Raw genomic sequence first — 25720 nt, 5'->3', positions numbered from 1 at the left:
CACGTACATCTTAGTACGCTGTGGTATAGTCAATTGATAGAAAGTTGGTGACGTCGTCACTCGTTGCTCGCCTATTACTTATAGGCGTCGCTCCATCGTTCCTAGCACCAAATTCCCCTGAATTGACTATACTCGACTTCGTTTTTCCTAAAAATTCCTCAATTATCTTTAGGTTATGCAAGAGGTCTAATGAATAGTGGATTGCTTCGTGACCTTACGGTCTCCTCGCAATGACGGTTTTTCAATTATTGTTTTCTTAAACCGACGCTTATGCATCTATGCGGGAATGACAACTTACAATTGACTATAGTGATTTCAAGAATTGTTAGAACCCACCTTACTCAACATAGTATCGGCTCTTTTTTCAAATGCATCGACCATTTTTTCAGTAGCATCAGTAAAAAATATACCAACTAATTTGTCAACTATGGCAAACTTCATTTTAAAATCAATAAAGAACTCTACTTTACTACCAATATCTTCTTGAGAAAATTGCCATAAATTTTTTAAATATTTAAATGGTCCGGAGATTGCCTCGACTTCAATGGAGTATCTCTGGTTATTTAAATCATTTGAGTAGATAATTCTTGATTGATAATTGTCTGAAAAACCTTTTAACTGAATTACTAACTCAGCTATAATTTGATTCTCATTTTCTGAGACGATTCTAGCAGCCCTACACCATGGTAAGAATTCAGGATATGACTTCACGTCAAGAACTAAGTGAAATAATTCTTGGGCATTATATGGTAGGATTTTGACTTGATGAAAACTTGGCATAAATTAATTTACAACTGTAGCATTAAAAATCAGTTACCCTGCCTTTATGCTGCCAATCTCCGTGGATAGTTGGTTCTTGACCTTTAAAACCACCTATTTCTTCTGGCTTTTCTTTTTTATCTTTTATGGTAGTATCTTTTTTATTATCCATAAATGTACTAATCCTCTGTATTACGTCTTTTTATTTGTATCTATACATGTTAAAACTTCAGTTGTCGATTTCTCCAATTCTTGCATTACTGCAATATATGGGAAAGGACCGTAACTAATTCTAGATACCCCTAAATCAACAAGGTTTTTTACTGTTGTTACATCTTGCACCATTATGTTGACAGGAATAGGTGAAGATTCACATAATTGTTTTATAAAATTATCATTTGCTAAGCCTGGTGCAAAAAAACCATCGGCTCCAACTGCTGCATAAGCTTTGCTTCGTTCTATAGCTTCCTTTAAGTCTTGCTCATTATGCTCAGATGTATCTTTTTGAAGAAAGATGTCTGTTCTAGCATTAATAAACATATGATACCAATTGCAATAATTAACACGGTGTGTTTATCCAGTCTCTATACATAATTGATTTTACTAAATCTACATTATGAGCAAATTGATTCCAAGCGTAACAAGCCATAGTGACGATATCTTCATATACACCATAACATTGGTTAGACAAGAAATGATTTTTGATCCATTCCCAAACTTGTTCCATTGCATTAAGTTCCGGTGCATAGGGCGGAAGCGGTATCAAAGTGATATTGCTTGGCACAGTTAGTTTTTTGGCTGTGTGCCAACCTGCATTATCCGTTAGTAAAGCTATATGTCGGTTGCCTTGAATACTGCGAGAAAGCTCTTCTAAGAATTTATTCATTGCCTGTGTGTTTGCATATGGTAAAATTAATGCAAAAGCTTCTCCTGTATCATGGCAAGCAGCTCCATAAATATATGTTGAAATGAATTGCTGTTGCCGAACTTTACGGGGTCTAGTGCCACGCTTAGCCCATATACGAGTTAAGCTACCTTGTTGCCCAACTCGAGTTTCATCCTGAGACCATATATCAACTTTACATCTATCGATATTTTTTGGTAATAATTTTGTTAACATGTCTGGGAAGTTTTTTTATATGTATTTTGAGTCTCTTGATTTGACTTTGGATGCATTGAACGAGAAGTAATCCAGCTAAAACCAAGGCGGTGCATAGTATTGTAGACTGTTTTTAAAGCGCATTTAGCACCATATTCCTCAAGTAACATGATATGTAGCTCCTTTCCAGTTATATACCCACCAGTTTTACTTTCACTGAGCGTATTGATTTTATCAAAAAGAGCAGACTCTTGTATAGTGTTAATCTTCCTAGGGGCACCGCTTCTTTGTGATTCAAATAATCCTTCAAAACCATGATTCCTAAATCTTCTGAGCCATGATTGCACAGTTTTCCAGTGTGACTTCACTATTTCAGATATGGCTTTTAAAGATTTGCCTAATTGAAGGTGATACATCGCCAATAAACGTATACGATTTCGACCATGCGGCTCATGTTTCATCATTTTTATAAAATCATGACCATGAAAACCTTGTGGTAATATTAACCTAGCCATTTGAGTACCTTTATCAGTTAAAAACCCATTTTACACCACTGCGTTAATTATTGCAATTGGTATGAGTAGTTTTTTATTGTTGCTTCTTCCTTAATAATATATTTTTACTTAAAGCACAATTTTAATTATTAAAATCTGTCGATATAATCAATTGATGAGAAGTTGGTGACGTTGTTACTCGTCGCTCGGCTATTACATATAGGCGTCGCTCCTGCTACCCAATTCTCCTGAATTGACTATATCACCTATAATGCAGCGATTCCAAATATGTCATAGAAGGAAGGTAAGTAAAAGGATATGGAATAAGTTTTTCGTAGAGGAATAGTTAAAAAAGTAGTCAAAGTTGGATAAATTATCTAAGATAATATCAATATAATATTGGTATCAAGTTATGCATTCAAAGAAACATTTAAGTTTTAGTGCAATCAGAAGTATGATTGCAGATAGATTTGCTGGTATAGAAGATAGAAGGGGTGTAAATAGTAGTAATAGTATAGCAGATATTATGTTATCTGGTTTGGCGTGTATGTATTTTCAATCAGTATCTTTGCTAGAATTTCAAAGGCGTATGGAAAGGAAGGAACAACGTAATAATCTGCGTAGCATGTTTACAGTACAATCGCTTCCTAGCGATCAGGGGATGAGGAACGTAATAGACCAAGTAGATAGTGACGTAACGTTTAGACCTATTTTCAAAGAATTATTTAGTAAATTACAACGAGGGAAGCATCTAGAACAATATCAAATATTTCCTGGTAAATACTTATTAAATGTTGATGGTACACAATATTACAGCTCTGATAAAGTGAGTTGTAAACGTTGCCTAATTAGAGGGCATAAAAATAACCAATATCATTGTCATCAAGTATTACAAGGGGCTATTGTAAAATTTGGGTTACGACAAGTAATACCAGTAATGCCTGAGGAAATTCGTGTACAAGATGGTGATGAGAAAGAGGATTGTGAGACGAATGCTTTCAAGAGATTTTTGACAAGATTTAGAAAGGATCATGATAAATTAGGGATAATAATCAATGCTGATGCCTTATATGCAACAACTCCAGTGATAGAAACAATTCGTGATCATAAAGCTAATTATATTTTTAAAGTAAAACCCAATAATCATAAGACATTAATGGATAATGTTCAATCTGTAGATAAATCAAAGATAGAGACATTGAGCCTTAGAAGGAACAAATTGATAATTGAATGGGTTAATGATGTTGAATTATTTACTAGCACTAAGGTAAGAACAAATTATATAGCGGCATGGGAGCTAGTGCCGCAGAAAGATGGTAGTAACAAAAGTCAGTATTATGGTAAATGGATTACTGATCTAGAAATCACCTCAGATAATGCTAAAACAATAATAGACGGAGCAAGAGCACGTTGGAAAATAGAGAACGAATGCTTTAATAGCTTAAAGAATCATGGTTATAATATAGAACATAATTACGGTCATGGTTCTGAGAATCTATGTTATAATTTCTACAATTTTACTTTGTTAGCATTTACTATTCATCAAATACACCAATTAGTTGATAAATTATTTCAAGAAATGAGGGAGCAATTTGGTAGATTAGGATCGTTATGGGAACGAATAAGAAGTTTAGTAGACCTTTTTTTCTTTGAATCAATGGAAATGTTATGGGAGATATTAGCTGGCAAACGAGATTACAGAGTCCCGCCAATATAGATTCGACCTATCAAAAGCTTTTTCTAGAGCAATAGACTTATTTATTGCTAACCGTTGGTTTTTACCAAATTGATTACAATAACGTGAATTATGATAAGTTTGTATAAAAATATTTATAGAATTCAAGAAAATACATACAAATCTTTAACAGAAAAATAGATTATTCGTCTTAAAGTTGAGTGGATCGCAATGCTAAAATTTCCCTATGTATCCATAATGTCATATTTGGAATTGCTGCCTTATCCCGAATTGACGTTATTTCTAATCCTTTTAGTAAATAAGGATATATTTTATGCGCTTGATTCCTCTTGCTTAAATTTATTTTAGGATAAACAGCTTCAAGACCCATTATCTTGTAGTAACGTCTAACAGCTTTACGACCTACCGAAAAACCTTGGGCTTGTAAATATTTAGCCATCCGCCGCATACCATAATATGGATGCATAGTATAGGTCTCATCAATTATTGCCATAATCTTGATATCTTGTTCACTAATACCAGTAGGTTGATAGTAATAGGTTGACCTGCTAATATCCAATAACTTACACTGTTGTACAATTGTTAACTTATTATGATTAGGCTCTATCATATTACACCTAACCTTTAATTCCAAACAATGCAGATTTTTTTTTGAGCCAGTCACACTCAACGCTTAACTGACCAATTTGCTCATATAGATTCTTGATTAACCCCTGCTGATTTGGATCAGCACTCTGTGTTTTATTCTTAAAACCTTGTACTAACAACTCAAGACCTTGTTTTTTCCAGTTACTTATCTGTGTTGCATGAACACCATACTTACTGGTTATCTGGGCTATTGTTAGCTCTCCCTTAATTGCTTCTATGACAATTTTGGCTTTCTCCTCAGCACTATATTGCCTTACTTGTTTTTTCATCTCTAGCTCTCCTTGTTTGCTAAAGAATTCTATCTCATTTTTCTTATTTTTCTGTCCAAAATATTGGAACCATTATAGTAGAAGTACCAAGAGATCGGGAAGGAGAGTATAATCCTCAATTAATACCAAAAGGGCTGAGGAGATTTAATGGATTTGATGAGAAAGTGATATCCCTTTATGGTCGCGGTATGACAGTCAGCGAGATCCGAGGGCATTTAGAAGAAATATATCAAACTGATGTATCTGGTGACTTGATATCCACCATAACAGATGGGGTAATAGAAGAAGTAACTAGGTGGCAAAATCGTTGTTTAGATAGGGTGTATCCAATATTATACTTGGACTGTATCTATGTAAAATCTAGAGACAATCACATAGTAATAAATAAAGCAGTATATTTAGCACTTGCTGTAAATATAGAAGGGAAAAAGGAGTTACTTGGCATTTGGATAGGCAAAAATGAAGGTGCTAAATTTTGGATGCAAGTAGTTACTGAGTTAAAGAATCGAGGAATTGAACAAATTTATGTTGCTTGTGTGGATGGTTTAAAGGGCTTTCCAGAAGCTATAAGCAGTGTATTCCCGAGTACTATAGTACAATTATGTATTGTACATATGGTTCGCAATTCAGTAAAGTATGTGTCATATAAAGATTTAAAAGAGGTCACATCAGATCTAAAACAAATTTATACAGCTAATAATGACGAAATGGCACGTTTAAAACTTCAGCAATTTGGTGTAAAATGGGATAAAAAATATCCGGTAATTTCTGATATTTGGCAACGTAATTGGTCTGGGATAATACCGTTTTTTGCCTTTCCTGAAGAGAACAGAAAGGTAATTTATACTACTAACACTATAGAATCTGTAAATCGTCAAATTAGAAAAATTATCAAAAATAAGGGGGTGTTTCCAGATGATAAGTCAATTCAAAAAATAATATTTTTATCCCTACAAAATGCAGCCAAAAAATGGACCATGCCTATTAAAGATTGGTCTTTAGCTTTAAATCAATTTGAAATACTTTGTGGAGATTTTAAATATGATTTATTGGAAAATAAAAAATGAACTTTGTGAGTAGACCTAACCAATTGCTTGGTTAAGCCCCTCCTCAGAACCGGACATGCAGAGCTACCGCATCCGGCTCCCGAAAGGTAAGATAGGCTTGTACCCTATTTTTTTTTGTTGGTTTTAGAACATTGAAATGGTCTTCCACTTATTTGGAAAGTCGACCCTTTTGAGTATTTCAGCTAATCTTTGCCAATTCATCTTACGCTTCCCACCCATTCTATTAAACCACCCATATATTGCTCGCCTAGTTTGGTGAATAAATGAACTTACTCGTCTTTGATTATCTGATATACCATGATAATTGATCCACCCCTTTGTAGCTCTAATGACTTGCAATAATATCTGTTCTTTGCCCCTCTCATTAAGGTGACTTCGTAGATATTCTCTTAGCCCTTTAAGCTTCTCGGTAAATCGATCTTTCCTTGTGGTATATTTTAATCTCCATATGTTACCAAACCTTGATTTACCCCAATAGCAAGTAAAGCCAAGAAAATTATAACTCTTGATCTTCTTACCTTGCTTAGCTAAGTCCTCAGCATGGTATCTACCGGACTGAATCATCTGCGATTTAGCTTCATTGATGTTCAAGCCATACTTGTTTAATCTTTTGGGCAAAACCTCATAAAACTTCCTCGCGTCTTCTTCATTCTCAAAGACGAACACCATATCGTCACAATACCTCACCATTCCAGTTTGCCCTCTTATGTTTTCCTTGCTGATTTTAGCAAACCAACAGTCAATAACATAATGTAGGAAGACATTTGCCAAAATTGGTGATGTTTTAGACCCTTGGCGGCATCCTTCCTTGTTAGTAACTGTAATGCCGTTTTCTATAATTGGTGTTTCCATCAGTTTCATAACTAGTCTTAGGAATCTTTTGTCAGATATTCTCTTTCTTAGGAATCCCATCAACTCAGAATGTTTGATTGAATTGAAGCACTTAGTTATATCAATTTCAACTACAGCTCCTTTATTGAAGTTATACGTAAGTCTATTCAACTCCTTAAGTGCATCATGGGCGTTTAATTTAGGTCGAAACCCGTAAGAACATTTTAAGAATATTGGCTCGAACACTGAGTTTAATATCTTGCTTACTGCCGACTCGATTATCTTGTCTTCAAAGCATGATATTACCAAAGGTCTTTTGCCTCCATCTTCTTTTGGAATCAATGTAATTCGTGCAGGTTTAGCTTGATATTGCCCCTTGCGAATTTTAGTAAGGAGCGAGAGCAAATTTGCTTCCAACTTCTTACCATAAACCGCTTTGGTTATACCATCTATTCCTACAGCTTTCTTGCTATCAAGTTCCTTATATTGTTCTTCTAACATCTTTAAATCAATAATATGTCCAAGATTATTAAACTTTATGTCTTGATTTTGTGATGATAGCAACTTTATACGCTCAAGTTTCGTTGACCATGTATTTCCGTCTATGCTGTGTACGGTCATTGTTTCCCTCTTACGTTCTTACCTTTCTGTCAGCCCTTCGCTCCACTCCCATTACGAAGCTTCATCACTACTACAACTGACTCAGCCATCCTTAACACCATCTCCAAAGCCTTATGTTTCGGCACTTGTACTTTGAATACTTACTTAACTCAGTAAGAGTTATAAGGACTTCTCAAGTTGTGTCATTAATCTCTACAAACTCGCTGACGCCTGAGACCCCGATGGTTGAAAACTTTCGGATTTTCGCTAGTTTGACCTCTAGTTTTCTCTTGTCTACTGCGTTGTGTAGCACATCGACTTCCACTACCAATATCATTTCAGGGCTATCACGTTCACCATTTGGTTTCGGCTCGGATGTTTCGCTGTCTACGCTTTACTACTGTCGTTACCTTCAGCAGCACAAGACTCGCTATATGGTGGAGCTAGCTACTCCTTCCATAACAGGACTTTCACCCGTAAGATTAATGCACCTTATCTTGACGCACACACAAATTAAATGATTGACTCTGAAACCATTATGGCACTCGATGCCGAATATATGACCGCTTCCTTTGTGGCTCTATTTTTTTATTTTCTTTGTTGACAAATTCACTCGTCCATATATGACACAAAACTTGATTGCCTCGTTGGCTTATACTTTCTCGCAATGACGTCTGTGAATTAGGCATCATACTAACCGGGTTAGCTATATATTTATCTCAATTACCAAGCATTCTCAATAATAATGGGTATACTGTAAGGTTTAATAATTATTAGATCAAATCTAACCTGATAATTTTGGTATTTGGGGTTAGAGCTTAAAAACATACTAGTAGCTCTTTTTATTCGCATCTGTTGATGAGTTGATAATATTCTATCATCTACGTCAGAACATCTTGCTTTTACTTCTATAAAAACAAGTTGTTTACCACGCAGAGCAATAATATCAATCTCGCCAACATAATATCTTTTACGATGATAGAGAATTTGATAAAATTTAATTTTGTAAATAATAATAGCTATATACTCAGCTATTAAACCAAGGGTAATCTTTCTCATAATAAAGTTAATTGACTTGTATCTGCATAATTATGCAAGTTTACAAATTTACTATTTAAATACTCAAATATTCCCTCATCTGAACCTTCTACTCCAAATCCTGAATTTTTTCGCCCAGCAAATGCTGCCTTGGCATTAGCAGGTAGCGAATCATTAATTGATACCATACCAAAATCAAGTTTTGTTGCAATTATTTGAGCTATGGCTATATTATTGCAATATATATAAGCTTGCAAACCATATTCCGTATTATTAGCTCTATTTATAACTTCTTGTATACTGCCAAATTTATAACATGCAAGAACGGGACCAAATATCTCTGTGCTAAAAATCTCCATATTATCCTGACAATTACTAATAATTGTTGGCTCAAAAAAATTACCATGAGCTTTACCTCCGCATAAGATTTCTCCACCTTTATTTTTAGCAGCAATTCCAAATATGACATTATGGATACATAGGGAAATTTTAGCATTGCGATCCACTCAACTTTAAGACGAATAATCTATTTTTCTGTTAAAGATTTGTATGTATTTTCTTGAATTCTATAAATATTTTTATACAAACTTATCATAATTCACGTTATTGTAATCAATTTGGTAAAAACCAACGGTTAGCAATAAATAAGTCTATTGCTCTAGAAAAAGCTTTTGATAGGTCGAATCTATATTGGCGGGACTCTGTAATCTCGTTTGCCAGCTAATATCTCCCATAACATTTCCATTGATTCAAAGAAAAAAAGGTCTACTAAACTTCTTATTCGTTCCCATAACGATCCTAATCTACCAAATTGCTCCCTCATTTCTTGAAATAATTTATCAACTAATTGGTGTATTTGATGAATAGTAAATGCTAACAAAGTAAAATTGTAGAAATTATAACATAGATTCTCAGAACCATGACCGTAATTATGTTCTATATTATAACCATGATTCTTTAAGCTATTAAAGCATTCGTTCTCTATTTTCCAACGTGCTCTTGCTCCGTCTATTATTGTTTTAGCATTATCTGAGGTGATTTCTAGATCAGTAATCCATTTACCATAATACTGACTTTTGTTACTACCATCTTTCTGCGGCACTAGCTCCCATGCCGCTATATAATTTGTTCTTACCTTAGTGCTAGTAAATAATTCAACATCATTAACCCATTCAATTATCAATTTGTTCCTTCTAAGGCTCAATGTCTCTATCTTTGATTTATCTACAGATTGAACATTATCCATTAATGTCTTATGATTATTGGGTTTTACTTTAAAAATATAATTAGCTTTATGATCACGAATTGTTTCTATCACTGGAGTTGTTGCATATAAGGCATCAGCATTGATTATTATCCCTAATTTATCATGATCCTTTCTAAATCTTGTCAAAAATCTCTTGAAAGCATTCGTCTCACAATCCTCTTTCTCATCACCATCTTGTACACGAATTTCCTCAGGCATTACTGGTATTACTTGTCGTAACCCAAATTTTACAATAGCCCCTTGTAATACTTGATGACAATGATATTGGTTATTTTTATGCCCTCTAATTAGGCAACGTTTACAACTCACTTTATCAGAGCTGTAATATTGTGTACCATCAACATTTAATAAGTATTTACCAGGAAATATTTGATATTGTTCTAGATGCTTCCCTCGTTGTAATTTACTAAATAATTCTTTGAAAATAGGTCTAAACGTTACGTCACTATCTACTTGGTCTATTACGTTCCTCATCCCCTGATCGCTAGGAAGCGATTGTACTGTAAACATGCTACGCAGATTATTACGTTGTTCCTTCCTTTCCATACGCCTTTGAAATTCTAGCAAAGATACTGATTGAAAATACATACACGCCAAACCAGATAACATAATATCTGCTATACTATTACTACTATTTACACCCCTTCTATCTTCTATACCAGCAAATCTATCTGCAATCATACTTCTGATTGCACTAAAACTTAAATGTTTCTTTGAATGCATAACTTGATACCAATATTATATTGATATTATCTTAGATAATTTATCCAACTTTGACTACTTTTTTAACTATTCCTCTACGAAAAACTTATTCCATATCCTTTTACTTACCTTCCTTCTATGACATATTTGGAATCGCTGCCCATATAGAACTTTTACCTTTAATAAAACCCACAATGGTTGAAATAGAATGTTTGGGTGGAATGGATATTAGCATATGCACATGATCCTGCATTAAATATCCTTCCTCTATCTTACATTCCTTTTGACCCGCTAAACGATGGAATACTTCTTTTAACTCTTTCCTAATAAATCCAAATATTGTTTTCTTGCGATATTTGGGTGTAAAAACAACATGGTACTTACATTCCCATGTACAGTGGTTTAAACTATTATAGTTTGGCATATACATTATCCTTCTTGATTCTGCTTTGAGCGGCAAAATCATTTAGGGATATCTTTAGTATATGTCAAACACTATGATTCCACCGCTGAAAGCGGTGGCTTAGCATTTGGGATAGTCATACACAAATAGTTTCTAATTTTTAGTACATACATTAGGCATTTATGCCGTAATATTAAGATATGCACTGCAAGTGCAGAGTGGTTAACTTATGTGTACTGAATTTTTAATTAAAACTACTATTAAACTAGTAGTCAAGTTTTTTTTATAATGGACAGAAAATAGTGTATTCAAGTTTCCGAAATGAGTTAGAATAAAGAGAATTAAACTTAAGAGGAAAAATGAAGAAAAACAAGAGCCTTTCTAATTAAGTGTGTAAATTTTTCATAGGGCTTAAATTCTACCTTCAAATTTTATCAAAAAGTGAGCCATAGCTTCGTTCCAGTTTGGAATCGGCATAACCCATTTCTTGGTCATATAATCAATTGCCAAATATTATGACATTATAGATACATAGAGAAATTTTAGCATTGCGACCCACTCAACTTTAAGACGAACAATCTATTTTTCTGTTAAAGATACATGTCGCAGGCTTTCTTCGGAAGGGTAGGAAATAATAATTTCAAGAATTTATTGTCCCCCAACGGGGATTATAAAAAACCCTCGCCTTTAGGCGAAGGGAAGATATAATGAAGTCGTATTAACGACGAATTAGTGAAATAAGATGAGGAGTTATAGAACTAATAGCCATAGTAAACACGATTTAAAAGTGCATTTAGTGTGATACCAAAATATCGTAAAAGAATATTAACTGGCAAAGTAGCTGAGAGAGTAAGGGATGTAAGGTGGTCCCCTTTGTCTAGACAAAAATTTAGATAAATAGAGATATAATTCACAAAAATTAAATTGTTGTTTTTATACAATATTTTTTTCAAAATATACACATTCTGGAGTTTTATAATCCAAAGCTTGATGCATCCTTTGTCTATTATAAAAGTCCATATATTCGTTAATTGCTGTCTTTGCCTCCTTTACTGTTGTTAAAATAATCCGATAAATTTTTTCCTGTTTTAATGATCGCCAAAAACGTTCAATAAAAATATTATCTAAGGCTCGTCCCTTACCATCCATACTAATCAAGATATTATGTAGCTTTAGCATACTAATAAAATTCTCCGAGGTAAATTGTACTCCTTGATCAGTATTAAATATTTTTGGCATACCATATTTTTCTATAGCGTCTTCAAGGGCTGTTACACAAAATTCACTTTCCAAACTAATGGAGATTCGCCAACTTATACCAATTGCAATAATTAACGCAGTGGTGTAAAATGGGTTTTTAACTGATAAAGGTACTCAAATGGCTAGGTTAATATTACCACAAGGTTTTCATGGTCATGATTTTATAAAAATGATGAAACATGAGCCGCATGGTCGAAATCGTATACGTTTATTGGCGATGTATCACCTTCAATTAGGCAAATCTTTAAAAGCCATATCTGAAATAGTGAAGTCACACTGGAAAACTGTGCAATCATGGCTCAGAAGATTTAGGAATCATGGTTTTGAAGGATTATTTGAATCACAAAGAAGCGGCGCCCCTAGGAAGATTAACACTATACAAGAGTCTGCTCTTTTTGATAAAATCAATACGCTCAGTGAAAGTAAAACTGGTGGGTATATAACTGGAAAGGAGCTACATATCATGTTACTTGAGGAATATGGTGCTAAATGCGCTTTAAAAACAGTCTACAATACTATGCACCGCCTTGGTTTTAGCTGGATTACTTCTCGTTCAATGCATCCAAAGTCAAATCAAGAGACTCAAAATACATATAAAAAAACTTCCCAGACATGTTAACAAAATTATTACCAAAAAATATCGATAGATGTAAAGTTGATATATGGTCTCAGGATGAAACTCGAGTTGGGCAACAAGGTAGCTTAACTCGTATATGGGCTAAGCGTGGCACTAGACCCCGTAAAGTTCGGCAACAGCAATTCATTTCAACATATATTTATGGAGCTGCTTGCCATGATACAGGAGAAGCTTTTGCATTAATTTTACCATATGCAAACACACAGGCAATGAATAAATTCTTAGAAGAGCTTTCTCGCAGTATTCAAGGCAACCGACATATAGCTTTACTAACGGATAATGCAGGTTGGCACACAGCCAAAAAACTAACTGTGCCAAGCAATATCACTTTGATACCGCTTCCGCCCTATGCACCGGAACTTAATGCAATGGAACAAGTTTGGGAATGGATCAAAAATCATTTCTTGTCTAACCAATGTTATGGTGTATATGACAGCGATTCCAAATATGTCATAGAAGGAAGGTAAGTAAAAGGATATGGAATAAGTTTTTCGTAGAGGAATAGTTAAAAAAGTAGTCAAAGTTGGATAAATTATCTAAGATAATATCAATATAATATTGGTATCAAGTTATGCATTCAAAGAAACATTTAAGTTTTAGTGCAATCAGAAGTATGATTGCAGATAGATTTGCTGGTATAGAAGATAGAAGGGGTGTAAATAGTAGTAATAGTATAGCAGATATTATGTTATCTGGTTTGGCGTGTATGTATTTTCAATCAGTATCTTTGCTAGAATTTCAAAGGCGTATGGAAAGGAAGGAACAACGTAATAATCTGCGTAGCATGTTTACAGTACAATCGCTTCCTAGCGATCAGGGGATGAGGAACGTAATAGACCAAGTAGATAGTGACGTAACGTTTAGACCTATTTTCAAAGAATTATTTAGTAAATTACAACGAGGGAAGCATCTAGAACAATATCAAATATTTCCTGGTAAATACTTATTAAATGTTGATGGTACACAATATTACAGCTCTGATAAAGTGAGTTGTAAACGTTGCCTAATTAGAGGGCATAAAAATAACCAATATCATTGTCATCAAGTATTACAAGGGGCTATTGTAAAATTTGGGTTACGACAAGTAATACCAGTAATGCCTGAGGAAATTCGTGTACAAGATGGTGATGAGAAAGAGGATTGTGAGACGAATGCTTTCAAGAGATTTTTGACAAGATTTAGAAAGGATCATGATAAATTAGGGATAATAATCAATGCTGATGCCTTATATGCAACAACTCCAGTGATAGAAACAATTCGTGATCATAAAGCTAATTATATTTTTAAAGTAAAACCCAATAATCATAAGACATTAATGGATAATGTTCAATCTGTAGATAAATCAAAGATAGAGACATTGAGCCTTAGAAGGAACAAATTGATAATTGAATGGGTTAATGATGTTGAATTATTTACTAGCACTAAGGTAAGAACAAATTATATAGCGGCATGGGAGCTAGTGCCGCAGAAAGATGGTAGTAACAAAAGTCAGTATTATGGTAAATGGATTACTGATCTAGAAATCACCTCAGATAATGCTAAAACAATAATAGACGGAGCAAGAGCACGTTGGAAAATAGAGAACGAATGCTTTAATAGCTTAAAGAATCATGGTTATAATATAGAACATAATTACGGTCATGGTTCTGAGAATCTATGTTATAATTTCTACAATTTTACTTTGTTAGCATTTACTATTCATCAAATACACCAATTAGTTGATAAATTATTTCAAGAAATGAGGGAGCAATTTGGTAGATTAGGATCGTTATGGGAACGAATAAGAAGTTTAGTAGACCTTTTTTTCTTTGAATCAATGGAAATGTTATGGGAGATATTAGCTGGCAAACGAGATTACAGAGTCCCGCCAATATAGATTCGACCTATCAAAAGCTTTTTCTAGAGCAATAGACTTATTTATTGCTAACCGTTGGTTTTTACCAAATTGATTACAATAACGTGAATTATGATAAGTTTGTATAAAAATATTTATAGAATTCAAGAAAATACATACAAATCTTTAACAGAAAAATAGATTATTCGTCTTAAAGTTGAGTGGATCGCAATGCTAAAATTTCCCTATGTATCCATAATGTCATATTTGGAATTGCTGGAGGATCAACGTAGTATGGAGGCTATGGTGGCTGTAGTTTACAAACCAGAATCTATAAAATCAAATAGTCAAGATACCAGGAATTATATTATAAGTAAGAATTGTGCAGCGTCAATTAAGGATGATCGTCAAAAACAAATTATAAGTTCTACTATTATTGCAGCATTGAAACAAGGCTTAAGCCCAAAAACACATATTACCGCACTATGTGATGGGGCGGCAAATTGCTGGAATATAGCAAAGGCACTAGAGCCTTTGTGTGCTAAAATAACTTATATTTTAGATTGGTTTCATTTGGGTATGAAATTTGAGAATATATCGTTACCAAAAAGGCTAAAAGAAGATCTGATGCATATCAAGTGGCATTTATGGAGAGGAGATGTGGAGAAGGCGATGATAAGATTTAAAGAAATATTAGCACTGACAAAAGAAGAACAGCATCATGATAGGATTAAAAAATTATCCCAATATACGTCAGTTCGGGATAAGATATAGATGAAATAGTAATAGATAAAAGGATTGTCAAAAAGGAGTGCCTGCAGTATTTATATTTTTAAACAAAAAAACAAACTACAGGCATGAAAAAAGATATCACAGAATTATATAGTTTTATAGATGATTTTTGTAAAATTTATTTGGAGTATGAACAGAGAAAGTTATTACCATCAAATAAGCAAAGAAATCGCTGTTGTAGCATGAGTCTAAGTGAAATGTTAACAATAATAATTATGTTTCATACATCCTATGCTAAGAATTTTAAATTTTTCTATAAAAGTTATATAGAGTGCATGCATAAGGATGATTTTCCCAAAGCCTTGAGTTATAATAGATTTGTTGAATTAATGGCACGATTATTCATACCGCTAAATATGTTGATTCATTTGTTGTTTGGTGAGGAAACAGGTATTTATTTTATTGACTCTACAACGATTAAAGCTTGTCACAATAAAAGGCGTTATAGCAATAAAGTTTTTAAAGGATTAGCCAAACATAGTAAATCCTCTATGGGGTATTTTTATGGTTTTAAATTACATGTAATAATCAATAATAAAGGGGAGTTTATGGCATTAAAAGTGACCAAAGGCAATGTAGATGATAGGGTTCCAGTACCGGAGTTAACAAAAAGATTAACTGGAATTATAGCAGCTGATAAAGGTTATATTAAGCAAAATTTGTTCTTAAATTTATATGAAAGAGGCTTAAAAATGATTCATGGAATTAAGAAGAATATGGAAAATAAATTAATGGATTTGAAAGAAAAAATCTTACTTCGAAAGCGTAACTTAATTGAAACAGTTTTTGATTATCTAAAAAATAAAATGAACCTTGAACATACTAGACATAGATCACCAATAAATGCCTTTGTCCATATATTATCTACTCTTGTTGCTTACTCATTAAAGAAAAATAAACCTTCAACAAAATTTGATTTTAATCTACATGTTCACAATATCCTTATCCCGAATTGACGTAATATGTTGATAATAATAAAGATAAAATTGTGGATTACTCAACAAGGAAGGATCAAGGGCTGATCTTTACTAGTAATCTTGCTGAATCAACTGTTGAGAGTTTAATCAATCAAAGATGTAAAGGGCAGCAACACATGAGATGGTCTAGAGAGGGGTTAAATCCTATTTTGCAATTAAGATCTATAATCCATAGTAATGATTGGTCTAGCAAATGGAAAACTGCGGTACTAAATGCTGCTTAATAATTCACTATATTACACTTCCTGTCGGCTTCGCCTTTTCGCAATGACGTTAGTTTATTATGGATATATGTGGTTATTTTGTTTTGCTGCTTTGAGGGTATTTTTCAGCAAGAAAGCAACGGTCATTGGTCCAACGCCGCCTGGAACTGGCGATATATATCGTACTTTATCTACAACGTTTGGAAAATCAACGTCTCCAACCATTTTGTCACTATTGGCAAGTTTACTAATACCAACGTCAATCACTATAGATTGTCGGTTAAAATATTCTTCTGTTAATGTTAAAGGTGAGCCGATAGCTGATATTACTATGTCGGCACGGGAAGTTATAGAATGTAAGTTTTGAGTTTTTGAGTGACATAAAGTAACAGTGCAATCTTCTCTAAGTAATAAAGCTGATAATGGTTTTCCAACAATATTAGAACGTCCTATAACTACAACATTCTTGCCAGCTAAATTTTTCTCAACTTGTTTAAGTAACTCAATACAGCCAAGAGCTGTGCAAGGTATAAAACCATCACCTGAGTTACTATAGTCAATTGATGAGAAGTTGCTGATGTCGTTGCTCAATGCTCGCCGATTACTTATAAGCGTCGCTCCATCGCTCCTGCTACCCAATTCTCCTGAATTGACTATATGTAGATAACCAACATTTATGGGGTGAAAACCATCAACGTCTTTGCTAGGATCAATAGCAGATAAGATTAAATTTTTATTGATATGTTTAGGTAAAGGAAGTTGTACGATAATCCCAGAGATATTTGAATTATTATTAAGTATATTGATTTCATTCAGTAGATGGTCAATTTGAACTTCATTCGGCAAATTTATTTGCAAAGCATTCATACCAATTTTTGTTGCTGCTTTGAGCTTATTTCTTACATATATACTGCTGGCTGGATTATTGCCCACTAGTATAATAGCAAGAGTTGGTATCAAATTATGTTGTTTCTTGAGTAAATTGATTTCTATCTTTATTTTAGATAATATTTGTTCTGCAAAATATTTACCGTTGATTATATTACCGTATTCATTCACTATTTATTTGCTCCCTATTTATGTTAGGCGATGCACAGAAGGTTCTGCAGCGTTATTGCACATAGGCGTCAGTTTAAGAAAACAATAATTGAAAAACCGTCATTGCGAGGATATCTTAGACCGACGAAGCAATCCAGAAAAGTGATTAAAAATGGATTGCCACGCCACCTACGGTGGCTCACTAATAGACAACTTATAATTGCTTCGCCACCACTAAAGTGCCTCCTCGCAATTTGACTATAGTCCTATTCTTTAGAGGTTTTTTCTTCTTGTTGGAGTAAAAGTTTTGCTTGCTCAATATTCTTGTCTAATTCCACTTGGCTACAAATTCCAAGTAATACTGGATCACGTGGGCGAATATTTTTCATGTTCCAGTGACTACGATCACGAATAGCATCTATGGTAGATTTGGTAGTACCAACTAACTTAACAATTTGATTATCTAAAATTTCTGGACAATTTTTAAGTATCCAATATATCGCATCTGGTTTATCTTGACGTCTAGCAATAGGAGTGTACTTAGATTGTTGTTTTTTCTTGGTATTTATCAAATCGTATGCAGCATTAACAGAAATCCTTAAACTACTAGTTGAATCTTTTGTACAACGTATGATTTCTTCTTTGGTTAACTGTCCGCCAGCGATTGGGTCTAACCCCTTAATACCGTGAGATACTTCGCCATCAGCAATGCCTTTAATTTCAAACTCATGAATTCCACAAAAATCAGCTATCTGCTTAAATGTTAATGCGGTATTATCAATTAACCAAATAGCAGTTGCTCTAGGCAGTATAGGTAATTTCTGTTGTGAATTCATAGTAAACTAATATAATATTAATATGTGATTTTCTAAAAAATATAATCTCTTCTAGCTGATAAGTCAACAATAGACTTTTAAATCGCCCTGATACCTAAAACCTAAAACCAACGCCTATGGCAATCATTAACGGATTAAACTTTACTTTAGAGGAGATAGGTTTTCTTACTAAAGGAGATTTATACTCAACCGTGGTATTAAGGAAATATTGCTTTATATCTAAGTTAATCAATGTATCATCCTTAGCATATAAATCAACTCCGAGCTGTAACACGGCACCGTGACCATTTCTGACCGTACACCCTTTAGAGCTATTAACAAAATAAGCTCCATGGTAACCAACGCCAATATAAGGTCTGATAGCACCAAAAGGAGCTATATGGTATTGTCCTGTAACAGTTAATGGAATCATATAAAGAGCTCTTCTTTTGGCAACTTCTTCTGGATTAGTGCCATAATTATAAGCCACATTCTTTAAATTGCTATTTTTATTACGTAATACATCGAAACCTAAAGATAACTCTGCGGCAACGTAATTAGCAAAAAATACTGAGGTGGAAGCCTCTATACCATAACCATTTTCGGCAAAGGTACCAATCGATACTGGGTCTTTGACAGTAGCATTAGGAAAATCTGTTTGCTTTGCACTAGATTTTATACCAATTGCTCTCATCCTAAATAGTAAACCACCATCATTCTCATAATAATTAGCATTATAGTCAGCACCATAATCATTATCAGCTGAATCATGATTAGCAAAGCTAGAAATACTAACACAACTCATTAATAGAAATACCCCTAACTTTTTTGTAACTTTTATCATAACTATAAACCTTCTCTTGCTTTAAATATATTGCTGTACTATATATATTCTTATTATCTGAAAATCAAATGATAATAAGATTTTTTAAATTTGTCTAACAATGATGATACTATAACATTAAATATAAGAAACACTAAGTATAAAAAACAAATAAACTAAAAAATTTTAGGTATATATGAATAATAAATTAAACACTTATTTTATTGGTATTGGTTGGTTTGTATTAAGTATGATAACTAGTGTAACTAATGATATAACGGCAAAATATCTTGGATTCAGGTTACATAGCTTTGAGGTAGCTTTTTTTCGCTTTCTCTTTAGTACTTTAATTCTTGTGCCATTTATTTTTTATTACGGGAAACAAACTTTAACTACTAATCGTCCTTTTGTCCATATTGCAAGAGGGGTTTTGTTATTTTTTGGTATAACATCTTGGACTTATGGTTTACAGCTTGCACCAGTGACTACTGCTACAGTTGTTAGCCTGGCTATACCTTTATTTACCTTGGTTTTGGCAGTATTTTTTTTAAATGAAAATATTATTTGGCAAAGATGGGCAGCAACTTTATTTGGCTTTATTGGCATTGTTGTTACTCTGAAACCTAATGCTAGTGATTTTAATCCACAAATATTGATTTTTGTATTAACTGCTATATCTTTTGCCATGTTAGATATTATCAACAAGAAATTTGTAGTAAAAGAATCAATGATTAGCATGTTATTTTATTCTGCTCTAGTAACCTCTTTATTATCAATACCACCATCAATAATGTATTGGAAAACCCCTAATATTTCAGAATTTATTCTGCTATTTATTGTAGGATCAGGAGGGGGGGTAATTTCATTCTTTCTATTAAAGGCTTTCGCCTTAGTTGATGCTACTGCCATCGCTCCTTACAGATATTTAGAGTTAATCATTTCAGCATCAGCTGGATATATTGTTTTTAATGAAATTCCTGAAAGTAGCACTTTATATGGGGCTCTGATAGTAATCCCTGCAACATTGTTTATAATATATTCTGAGAAAGATAGTATGACCCAAGATGATAAAATATCGCATGAATAAACGTAAATTAGTTTTTGCAAGCGGTATAGCAAATGCATTTGAATGGTATGATTACGCACTATTTAGTCTTTTTGCCCCTATAATAGGGGCAAAATTCTTCCCTGGATCAAACCCTAGCTCGTCTTTATTACATGCTTTTGAGGCATTTGCTCTCGGTTATCTAATGAGACCAATAGGCGGGGTGTTTTTTGGAGTGATTGGAGATCGTTTTGGCAGAAGAACGGCTTTAAGTGCATCTATATTTTGTATGTCTTTGCCAACAGCTTTAATTGGTATGTTACCAACTTATGACGAGATAGGTATTACCGCAACTATATTGATGATTTTAGTTCGAATGTTGCAAGGTTTATCAATGGGCGGAGCACTTACTGGCTCAATTTCATTTGTTATTGAACATGCAGGTGTAGCCTACCGTGGTTTTAGTAGTAGCGTATCAATGTCCAGTATTTGTATTGGCTTATTATTTGGTTCAGGAATTTCACAATGCATACAAAGCTTTTTATCAGCAGAGCAATTTGATGATTGGGGGTGGAGAATACCATTTTTATTAGGAATCTTTATTTTATTTGCTGGACTTTATATCAAGAAATATACAAGTGAAACTCCTAGTTTTCAAAGTATGAAGGAAGATGGTGGAATATTAAAGTCTCCTCTAAAAAAAGTTATCTCTGTCTATTGGTTTGATATTATAATATCCATCTTTATCAATTCCACAGGCTCAGTACTATTTTATTTACAAGCTACTTATCTCATGTCATTTTTGAAGATAAATCGTAATTTTACTAATGATGAAGTTAATAACTTAGCTAATTATTGTTATATAATCATGGCAATTGTTACTTTATGTTCTGGCTATTTGTCGGACATAGTTGGTCGCAAGAAAATTTTTGTGTTCAATTTATTGGTAATTATTTTAGTTATTCCATTTTTGATACAGGCAATTGAAACTGGCGATTTTTGTGTTATAATTATATCTCAAATAGTATTATCAATTTTAGCTGCCTGTTATATTGGTCCTGAGCCTGCACTGCAAGCTGAATTCTATCCAACCAATGTCAGAAATACGGCTTTATCATTATCTTATAATATAGCAACTAGTATTTTTGGTGGTACAACGCCTTTAGTGATAGCATATCTTGTACAGGAAACTGGTACAATTACTTCGTCTATTTATTACATAATTGCTTGTGCTATTTTAAGTTTAATAGCTCTGTATTTTTATAAGGATCGTTCAACGGTATAATATAGCTAATTCGACAATTTCCTAGCGTTACGTTAAATTCACAGCTATCTGGCTTAGAGCCACTTTAGGCTTTGTGAACAAAATTTAAATTACTAGATTTCGACTCTTTTTAGCTGCAAATTATAAGATTTTTTTGAAATAGAACTAACTATTCCGGCAAAAATCTTATTAATTTTCGCTTAAAAATACTCAAAATCTAAATAATTAAAATTTTGTTCACAGAGCCTAGCCTGAATATTGCATGAAAGAATAGAGACAAAACCCTTGTAATACTATATAATATCAGTGTTAAAAGAAGATTACATAGAGGGTTTTGCCATGACAAATTGTACAGGATTAATTTACCAATCGAAAGTAAAAAATCGTCAAATAGAACTCAATAACTCAATGATAGGTAAGCCACTAGTTTGACTAGTGAGACCATCAAGGCTTGGCCTTTAGATTTAGTATAAAATAAAAAGTTATCATATATAACTTCTTTGGCTTGACGGTCAAAGGAGAAAATATATGACAACATACGAAAGTTTAAATCATTCTAAATGGGATTGCAAATATCATATTGTGTTTATTCCAAAGTGTCGTAAAAAAGAATTGTACGGGAAGGTTAGAAAATATCTTGGGAACGTATTCCATGAGTTAGCTTTTCAACGTGGGAGCAAGATCATAGAGGGGCATATGGTACAAGATCATGTGCATATGCTCATCAAGATTCCTCCTAAATATTCTGTAGCTGAAGTAATAGGCTATATCAAGGGGAAAAGTGCTATAGCCGTTGCTAGGCAGTTTGGTGGACGAAAACGTAATTTTAATGGAGAAAAGTTGTGGGCTAGAGGTTATGCGGTCTCAACTGTAGGATTTGAAGAGAATCAGATCAAACACTACATTAAGAATCAAGAGCAACTTGATAGTTTAGGCTCTGACGAATCAGGAGAATTTTAATTAACAATGGCAGCCCTTTGGGCTGCTCATAACCGTCAAGCCCCTCGCTTTGCGAGGGCGTTCTGACTAACCTGCTGAAGCTGGTAGGTTGAAGTTGCGACTAGAAGTCACGGATTTACTCTAAAGAGATATTCATTACATTATTAGGCTGATGTGCATCTGAATGATTGTTAATGTAGTTATTGATTATATCATCAGTGACATTACCACTGGTTGAGCTAAAGAAGCCCCTAGCCCAAAAGTGGCGTCCCCAGTAAGTTTTTCTAATTTCAGGAAATTCTTGCTGAATTTTATATGATGAACGTCCTTTAGCTGCTTTAACAAACTGACTAATGGATATATGAGGTGGAATTTCAGCCATAATATGGACATGATCGGCAGATAATATTCCATTGATGATTTTGATACCAAGATATTCTGCTACCTGAGCAATAATTTCTCTAATTCTAATCCTGAGGTTACCTGTGAGTACTTTGTATCGATACTTAGTAATCCAAACGATATGGAAGCGGTGGTAAAATACGGTGTGGCTAGACTTACTATAATCAGTCATATATATTATTCTCTATTCAGAGAATAATATATATGATAACATTAGTAAATTGAAATATTTTAGAACAAGGACTGAAGTCTTTTCCGGCTGAAGCCGGAGGTTTTAACCAAATTTTGGGACAATAAATTTCACAGGAGGTAATATTAGTAGCGATGGAGGTGTATTATTGCTAAGAGAAGCAGATAAAAGACTTGGTCTAACTAATGAACTGGCTAAGATTTTTCCTGATAAGCGAGATTCTGATAAAATTACTCATACTATTTTAACAATGCTCAAACAGCGTATTTATGGTATTGCTCTTGGTTATGAAGATTTAAATGATCACGATAATTTAAGAAAATGTCCAGCTTTGCAAACAAGTATAGACACACTGGACGATATGGCTAGTAGCTCTACTTTATGCCGTTTAGAAAATAAAGCAGATCGTGGATTTGCTCTTAAAGCTCATAAGGTGATGATTGACAAGTTTGTCGAATCTCATAAAACCGTGCCGAAACAATTAATACTTGATTTTGATGCCACTGATGATGAAATTTATGGCAATCAAGAGGGGAAGTTTTATCATGGATATTATCGTCATAATTGCTTTCTACCTTTATATGTTTTTTGTGGAAAAAAGCTGTTAGTAAGCAATCTTCGCAGCTCAAAGCTAGAACAAGCAAAGCATAGCTGGGCAATATTATCTCTATTAGTCAAGCGTTTTCGTCAATCGTGGCCTGAAGTAGAGATTATTTTTCGTGGTGATGGTGGATTTTGTCGTCATCAGATGCTGGATTGGTGTGATGAAAATAATGTAAAATATATAGTCGGAATAGCCCAAAATACTAGACTCAACAAGCTGCTTGAGCCATTGATGCAACAATCTAACGAAGCCTTCACAATTAGCAAAGAGAAGCAACGCTTTTTTAGTGAATTTAAATATAAAGCTGATAGCTGGAGTCGTCATCGTAAGATAGTTGGTAAATCAGAAGTAACTAGCCTTGGTGAGAATCCAAGATATATAGTAACTAATTTAGCAGGTAAGCCAGAAGATTTATATGATAAAAATTACTGTGCACGTGGAGATATGGAAAATCGTATAAAAGAGCAACAGTTAGAGCTATTTGCCGATCGCACTTCATGCCATAAATGGTGGGATAATCAACTCAGACTAATTTTGTCAAGCCTTGCCTATACATTAGTAGAATATATACGTGATAAGTTTTTACAAGGTACTGAATTAGCTAAAGCCTTGGTAGGAACGGTGCGTTTAAAATTGTTCAAAATTGGAGCAGTAATTATTAGAAATACTAGGAGCATTAAATTCTTGTTGTCTTCATCTTATCCTTACCAACATATATGGGATAGTGTTATGAAAAAATTAGCTATAGAATAAGCTAATATGGTACTGTCCCCGGTACAATAAAAAATGGGGGTAAGGGGGGATTCTATCTTAAATCAGGAAGAATTGCATATCTAGACATAATTTAAGTGAAAATTAACATATCCATTACCACTTATAAGCGATATTGCCATTTTATTTTTATAAATACCACCTTCATGCAATATCCAGGCTAGGAGTGATGGAGTGACGACGCCCCCCAACTTCTCATCAATTGACTATATAGTAATAATTACTATATACATCCTTAAATCTATAAGTAAGAAATTAACTGATCTAATATGAAAACAATTTAATATTAATTTTGCACAAGTTGTGTACTCTTATAATCTATCTTACTTTATATGAAAATACTTGTATTTAGTAATTTATTTTACTATAATAAAATATTATATAAATTAACTATTTAGGTATTATCCAAATGTATATTAATACGTTTACTATTAGTTCTAAGGGGCAGATTGTCTTACCAAAGAAAGTTAGAGATATTTTAAAATCTAACATTGTTACCTTAGAGGTTAATGATAATAATCAATTAATATTATCCCCTGTCTGTGACCTTGGGGGAGCTCTTTCTATTTATCGTAAAGATTCAGAACCTTCATTTGATGAAATCAGACAACAAGCATGGCTTGATAATACCTATTCTAAAGAAGCTAATAAGGTAGTGAAGTGAAATATATTTGTGATAGCAACTTTATCCTTCGTTATCTTATTGCCGATAATCCAGAAATGTTTAGTAAAACCAAAGAAATATTTGAACAAGCTAAAACCGGTCATATTACTCTTATAATTGAACAAACAGTATTTACGGAGGTAATATTTGTCTTATCTTCTTTCTATAAAGTTCCCAGGGATAAAATAACTTTGACCTTATCTGAGATGCTAACTTATAAAGGAATTCAAAGTGATAAGAACTATTTTTTATTAGCTTTAGATTATTATTTAAAATATAATTTGCATATAGTTGATTGTATTCTTCTAGCTAAAGCAGTTACTACAGATTTACCCATTCTTTCTTTTGATCAAAAATTACTCAATTTAGCAAATAAACAACTAAAAAAAGAATAATATTATGGTGGTTATTTATTTTATTGGTTTCCTAACCTGAGTTTGACGTAAGCACCAAACAAAATGCTAAGCATTATGTAATAACATAAACAAACTGTTGGTGGTGAGCTATGGTAAAAATAAAACCTTCTTTCAAACCAGTTTGTTAGAAAGAATATTTGAAAAGTAAGAAGGGAGGGATTATAAAGTTCTCG

At 33.4% G+C, this 25720-nt stretch carries 31 protein-coding genes and 3 pseudogenes; 16 read left to right on the top strand and 18 right to left on the bottom strand.

Features of this window, described 5'->3' with window-relative positions; genetic code table 11:
* Nucleotides 1-10: 10 nt before the first annotated feature.
* The 6 genes from NBW66_RS05220 to NBW66_RS05195 form a co-directional block, all read right to left on the bottom strand.
* Nucleotides 11-181, bottom strand: a complete 171-nt coding sequence (locus NBW66_RS05220; protein WP_250311935.1) for a palindromic element RPE2 domain-containing protein — start codon at nucleotides 179-181, stop codon at nucleotides 11-13.
* Nucleotides 182-315: 134 nt separating this feature from the next.
* Nucleotides 316-780, bottom strand: a complete 465-nt coding sequence (locus tag NBW66_RS05215) for a type II toxin-antitoxin system RatA family toxin (protein WP_250311934.1) — start codon at nucleotides 778-780, stop codon at nucleotides 316-318.
* A gap of 22 nt (nucleotides 781-802) precedes the next feature.
* Nucleotides 803-931, bottom strand: coding sequence for a DUF1674 domain-containing protein (locus NBW66_RS05210; RefSeq protein ID WP_094649133.1), 129 nt, complete (start codon nucleotides 929-931; stop codon nucleotides 803-805).
* Nucleotides 932-951: 20 nt separating this feature from the next.
* A complete protein-coding gene (locus NBW66_RS05205; RefSeq protein WP_250311933.1) occupies nucleotides 952-1299 on the bottom strand; it encodes an isocitrate lyase/phosphoenolpyruvate mutase family protein in 348 nt (115 codons plus the stop codon).
* Between the two features lie 19 nt (nucleotides 1300-1318).
* Nucleotides 1319-1879 (bottom strand): IS630 family transposase, encoded by a 561-nt coding sequence (locus NBW66_RS05200; protein WP_250310543.1) that lies wholly within the window; start codon nucleotides 1877-1879, stop codon nucleotides 1319-1321.
* Nucleotides 1873-2373, bottom strand: a complete 501-nt coding sequence (locus NBW66_RS05195; protein ID WP_250310542.1) for a helix-turn-helix domain-containing protein — start codon at nucleotides 2371-2373, stop codon at nucleotides 1873-1875. Before NBW66_RS05195 ends, NBW66_RS05200 begins: the two co-directional genes overlap by 7 nt.
* Before the next feature lie 391 nt (nucleotides 2374-2764).
* Between NBW66_RS05195 and NBW66_RS05190 the strand changes: the two genes are divergently transcribed.
* Complete coding sequence (locus tag NBW66_RS05190) at nucleotides 2765-4069, top strand: transposase (protein WP_250311217.1); 1305 nt, start codon at nucleotides 2765-2767, stop codon at nucleotides 4067-4069.
* A 169-nt stretch (nucleotides 4070-4238) separates the two neighbouring features.
* On the opposite strand, the gene NBW66_RS05185 is transcribed toward NBW66_RS05190, so the two are convergent.
* Together NBW66_RS05185 and NBW66_RS05180 are read right to left on the bottom strand one after the other, a co-directional pair.
* Nucleotides 4239-4658, bottom strand: a complete 420-nt coding sequence (locus NBW66_RS05185) for an IS3 family transposase (protein ID WP_250311932.1) — start codon at nucleotides 4656-4658, stop codon at nucleotides 4239-4241.
* A 7-nt stretch (nucleotides 4659-4665) separates the two neighbouring features.
* Entirely contained in the window at nucleotides 4666-4965 is a 300-nt protein-coding gene (locus NBW66_RS05180) for a transposase (RefSeq protein ID WP_094649795.1), read from the bottom strand.
* Nucleotides 4966-4991: 26 nt separating this feature from the next.
* Between NBW66_RS05180 and NBW66_RS05175 the strand changes: the two genes are divergently transcribed.
* A complete protein-coding gene (locus NBW66_RS05175; protein ID WP_348539315.1) occupies nucleotides 4992-6032 on the top strand; it encodes an IS256 family transposase in 1041 nt (346 codons plus the stop codon).
* 123 nt (nucleotides 6033-6155) lie between these two features.
* On the opposite strand, the gene NBW66_RS05170 is transcribed toward NBW66_RS05175, so the two are convergent.
* From NBW66_RS05170 to tnpA (NBW66_RS05150), 5 genes and pseudogenes are all read right to left on the bottom strand, one after another.
* Nucleotides 6156-7484, bottom strand: coding sequence for a reverse transcriptase domain-containing protein (locus tag NBW66_RS05170; RefSeq protein ID WP_250310618.1), 1329 nt, complete (start codon nucleotides 7482-7484; stop codon nucleotides 6156-6158).
* Between the two features lie 702 nt (nucleotides 7485-8186).
* The gene (locus NBW66_RS05165) at nucleotides 8187-8522 is read right to left on the bottom strand and encodes a YraN family protein (RefSeq protein WP_094649770.1); all 336 of its coding nucleotides are present in this window, start codon (nucleotides 8520-8522) and stop codon (nucleotides 8187-8189) included.
* Nucleotides 8519-8932, bottom strand: a pseudogene (locus NBW66_RS05160) (aldehyde dehydrogenase family protein); the annotation flags it as partial. The pseudogene NBW66_RS05160 and the gene NBW66_RS05165, both read right to left, overlap by 4 nt.
* A gap of 254 nt (nucleotides 8933-9186) precedes the next feature.
* Nucleotides 9187-10491, bottom strand: coding sequence for a transposase (locus tag NBW66_RS05155; RefSeq protein WP_250311217.1), 1305 nt, complete (start codon nucleotides 10489-10491; stop codon nucleotides 9187-9189).
* A gap of 133 nt (nucleotides 10492-10624) precedes the next feature.
* A pseudogene (tnpA, locus tag NBW66_RS05150) lies at nucleotides 10625-10894 on the bottom strand (IS200/IS605 family transposase); the annotation flags it as partial.
* Nucleotides 10895-11615: 721 nt separating this feature from the next.
* On the opposite strand from tnpA (NBW66_RS05150), the pseudogene NBW66_RS15230 reads away from it, so the two are divergent.
* Nucleotides 11616-11734 (top strand): annotated as a pseudogene (locus tag NBW66_RS15230) (transposase); the annotation flags it as partial.
* Nucleotides 11735-11806: 72 nt separating this feature from the next.
* Here NBW66_RS15230 and NBW66_RS05145 read toward each other — a convergent pair.
* Nucleotides 11807-12178, bottom strand: coding sequence for an integrase core domain-containing protein (locus NBW66_RS05145; protein WP_348539314.1), 372 nt, complete (start codon nucleotides 12176-12178; stop codon nucleotides 11807-11809).
* Nucleotides 12179-12251: 73 nt separating this feature from the next.
* Between NBW66_RS05145 and NBW66_RS05140 the strand changes: the two genes are divergently transcribed.
* The 6 genes from NBW66_RS05140 (at nucleotide 12252) to NBW66_RS05115 (ending at nucleotide 16597) form a co-directional block, all read left to right on the top strand.
* Nucleotides 12252-12752: a helix-turn-helix domain-containing protein gene (locus NBW66_RS05140; protein WP_250310542.1), complete on the top strand. Its 501-nt coding sequence runs from the start codon at nucleotides 12252-12254 to the stop codon at nucleotides 12750-12752.
* Nucleotides 12746-13237 (top strand): IS630 family transposase, encoded by a 492-nt coding sequence (locus NBW66_RS05135; protein ID WP_250311930.1) that lies wholly within the window; start codon nucleotides 12746-12748, stop codon nucleotides 13235-13237. The genes NBW66_RS05140 and NBW66_RS05135 overlap by 7 nt, the downstream gene beginning before the upstream one ends.
* Before the next feature lie 104 nt (nucleotides 13238-13341).
* A complete protein-coding gene (locus tag NBW66_RS05130) occupies nucleotides 13342-14646 on the top strand; it encodes a transposase (RefSeq protein ID WP_250311217.1) in 1305 nt (434 codons plus the stop codon).
* Nucleotides 14647-14862: 216 nt separating this feature from the next.
* On the top strand, nucleotides 14863-15378 hold the full coding sequence (locus NBW66_RS05125) for a hypothetical protein (protein ID WP_250311929.1): 516 nt from the start codon (nucleotides 14863-14865) through the stop codon (nucleotides 15376-15378).
* A gap of 83 nt (nucleotides 15379-15461) precedes the next feature.
* A complete protein-coding gene (locus tag NBW66_RS05120) occupies nucleotides 15462-16352 on the top strand; it encodes an IS982 family transposase (protein WP_250310582.1) in 891 nt (296 codons plus the stop codon).
* Nucleotides 16353-16384: 32 nt separating this feature from the next.
* Complete coding sequence (locus tag NBW66_RS05115) at nucleotides 16385-16597, top strand: hypothetical protein (protein WP_250311928.1); 213 nt, start codon at nucleotides 16385-16387, stop codon at nucleotides 16595-16597.
* Between the two features lie 57 nt (nucleotides 16598-16654).
* Here the strand turns inward: NBW66_RS05115 and NBW66_RS05110 are convergent, their stop codons facing one another.
* From NBW66_RS05110 to NBW66_RS05100, 3 genes are all read right to left on the bottom strand, one after another.
* The gene (locus NBW66_RS05110) at nucleotides 16655-17635 is read right to left on the bottom strand and encodes a bifunctional 5,10-methylenetetrahydrofolate dehydrogenase/5,10-methenyltetrahydrofolate cyclohydrolase (RefSeq protein ID WP_250311927.1); all 981 of its coding nucleotides are present in this window, start codon (nucleotides 17633-17635) and stop codon (nucleotides 16655-16657) included.
* 245 nt (nucleotides 17636-17880) lie between these two features.
* Nucleotides 17881-18450, bottom strand: coding sequence for a cell cycle transcriptional regulator TrcR (locus NBW66_RS05105; protein ID WP_250311926.1), 570 nt, complete (start codon nucleotides 18448-18450; stop codon nucleotides 17881-17883).
* Nucleotides 18451-18544: 94 nt separating this feature from the next.
* Nucleotides 18545-19273: an OmpW family outer membrane protein gene (locus tag NBW66_RS05100; protein ID WP_250311925.1), complete on the bottom strand. Its 729-nt coding sequence runs from the start codon at nucleotides 19271-19273 to the stop codon at nucleotides 18545-18547.
* A 175-nt stretch (nucleotides 19274-19448) separates the two neighbouring features.
* Between NBW66_RS05100 and NBW66_RS05095 the strand changes: the two genes are divergently transcribed.
* From NBW66_RS05095 to tnpA (NBW66_RS05085), 4 genes are all read left to right on the top strand, one after another.
* Nucleotides 19449-20339 carry a DMT family transporter gene (locus NBW66_RS05095; RefSeq protein WP_250311924.1) on the top strand — a complete coding sequence of 297 codons (891 nt, stop codon included), beginning with the start codon at nucleotides 19449-19451 and terminating at the stop codon, nucleotides 20337-20339.
* Entirely contained in the window at nucleotides 20332-21582 is a 1251-nt protein-coding gene (locus NBW66_RS05090) for an MFS transporter (protein WP_250311923.1), read from the top strand. The genes NBW66_RS05095 and NBW66_RS05090 overlap by 8 nt, the downstream gene beginning before the upstream one ends.
* A gap of 285 nt (nucleotides 21583-21867) precedes the next feature.
* On the top strand, nucleotides 21868-21993 hold the full coding sequence (locus NBW66_RS14465) for a hypothetical protein (protein WP_284346729.1): 126 nt from the start codon (nucleotides 21868-21870) through the stop codon (nucleotides 21991-21993).
* A gap of 96 nt (nucleotides 21994-22089) precedes the next feature.
* Nucleotides 22090-22521: an IS200/IS605 family transposase gene (tnpA, locus tag NBW66_RS05085; protein ID WP_250310729.1), complete on the top strand. Its 432-nt coding sequence runs from the start codon at nucleotides 22090-22092 to the stop codon at nucleotides 22519-22521.
* 115 nt (nucleotides 22522-22636) lie between these two features.
* On the opposite strand, the gene tnpA (NBW66_RS05080) is transcribed toward tnpA (NBW66_RS05085), so the two are convergent.
* Nucleotides 22637-23074 carry an IS200/IS605 family transposase gene (tnpA, locus tag NBW66_RS05080; protein ID WP_250310592.1) on the bottom strand — a complete coding sequence of 146 codons (438 nt, stop codon included), beginning with the start codon at nucleotides 23072-23074 and terminating at the stop codon, nucleotides 22637-22639.
* Between the two features lie 121 nt (nucleotides 23075-23195).
* Between tnpA (NBW66_RS05080) and NBW66_RS05075 the strand changes: the two genes are divergently transcribed.
* The 3 genes from NBW66_RS05075 to NBW66_RS05065 all read left to right on the top strand — a co-directional run bounded on the left by NBW66_RS05075 (nucleotide 23196) and on the right by NBW66_RS05065 (nucleotide 25526).
* Entirely contained in the window at nucleotides 23196-24449 is a 1254-nt protein-coding gene (locus NBW66_RS05075; protein ID WP_250312266.1) for an IS1380 family transposase, read from the top strand.
* Between the two features lie 427 nt (nucleotides 24450-24876).
* Nucleotides 24877-25131, top strand: coding sequence for an AbrB/MazE/SpoVT family DNA-binding domain-containing protein (locus tag NBW66_RS05070; RefSeq protein ID WP_094649821.1), 255 nt, complete (start codon nucleotides 24877-24879; stop codon nucleotides 25129-25131).
* Nucleotides 25128-25526, top strand: a complete 399-nt coding sequence (locus NBW66_RS05065; RefSeq protein ID WP_094649822.1) for a PIN domain-containing protein — start codon at nucleotides 25128-25130, stop codon at nucleotides 25524-25526. Before NBW66_RS05070 ends, NBW66_RS05065 begins: the two co-directional genes overlap by 4 nt.
* Nucleotides 25527-25720: the final 194 nt, after the last annotated feature.

This window comes from Rickettsia endosymbiont of Oedothorax gibbosus (assembly GCF_936269705.1).
In the GTDB taxonomy this organism is placed as follows: domain Bacteria; phylum Pseudomonadota; class Alphaproteobacteria; order Rickettsiales; family Rickettsiaceae; genus Tisiphia.
Note: the sequence above shows the minus strand (reverse complement) of the source record. Positions and strands in the feature narration are given on the sequence as shown.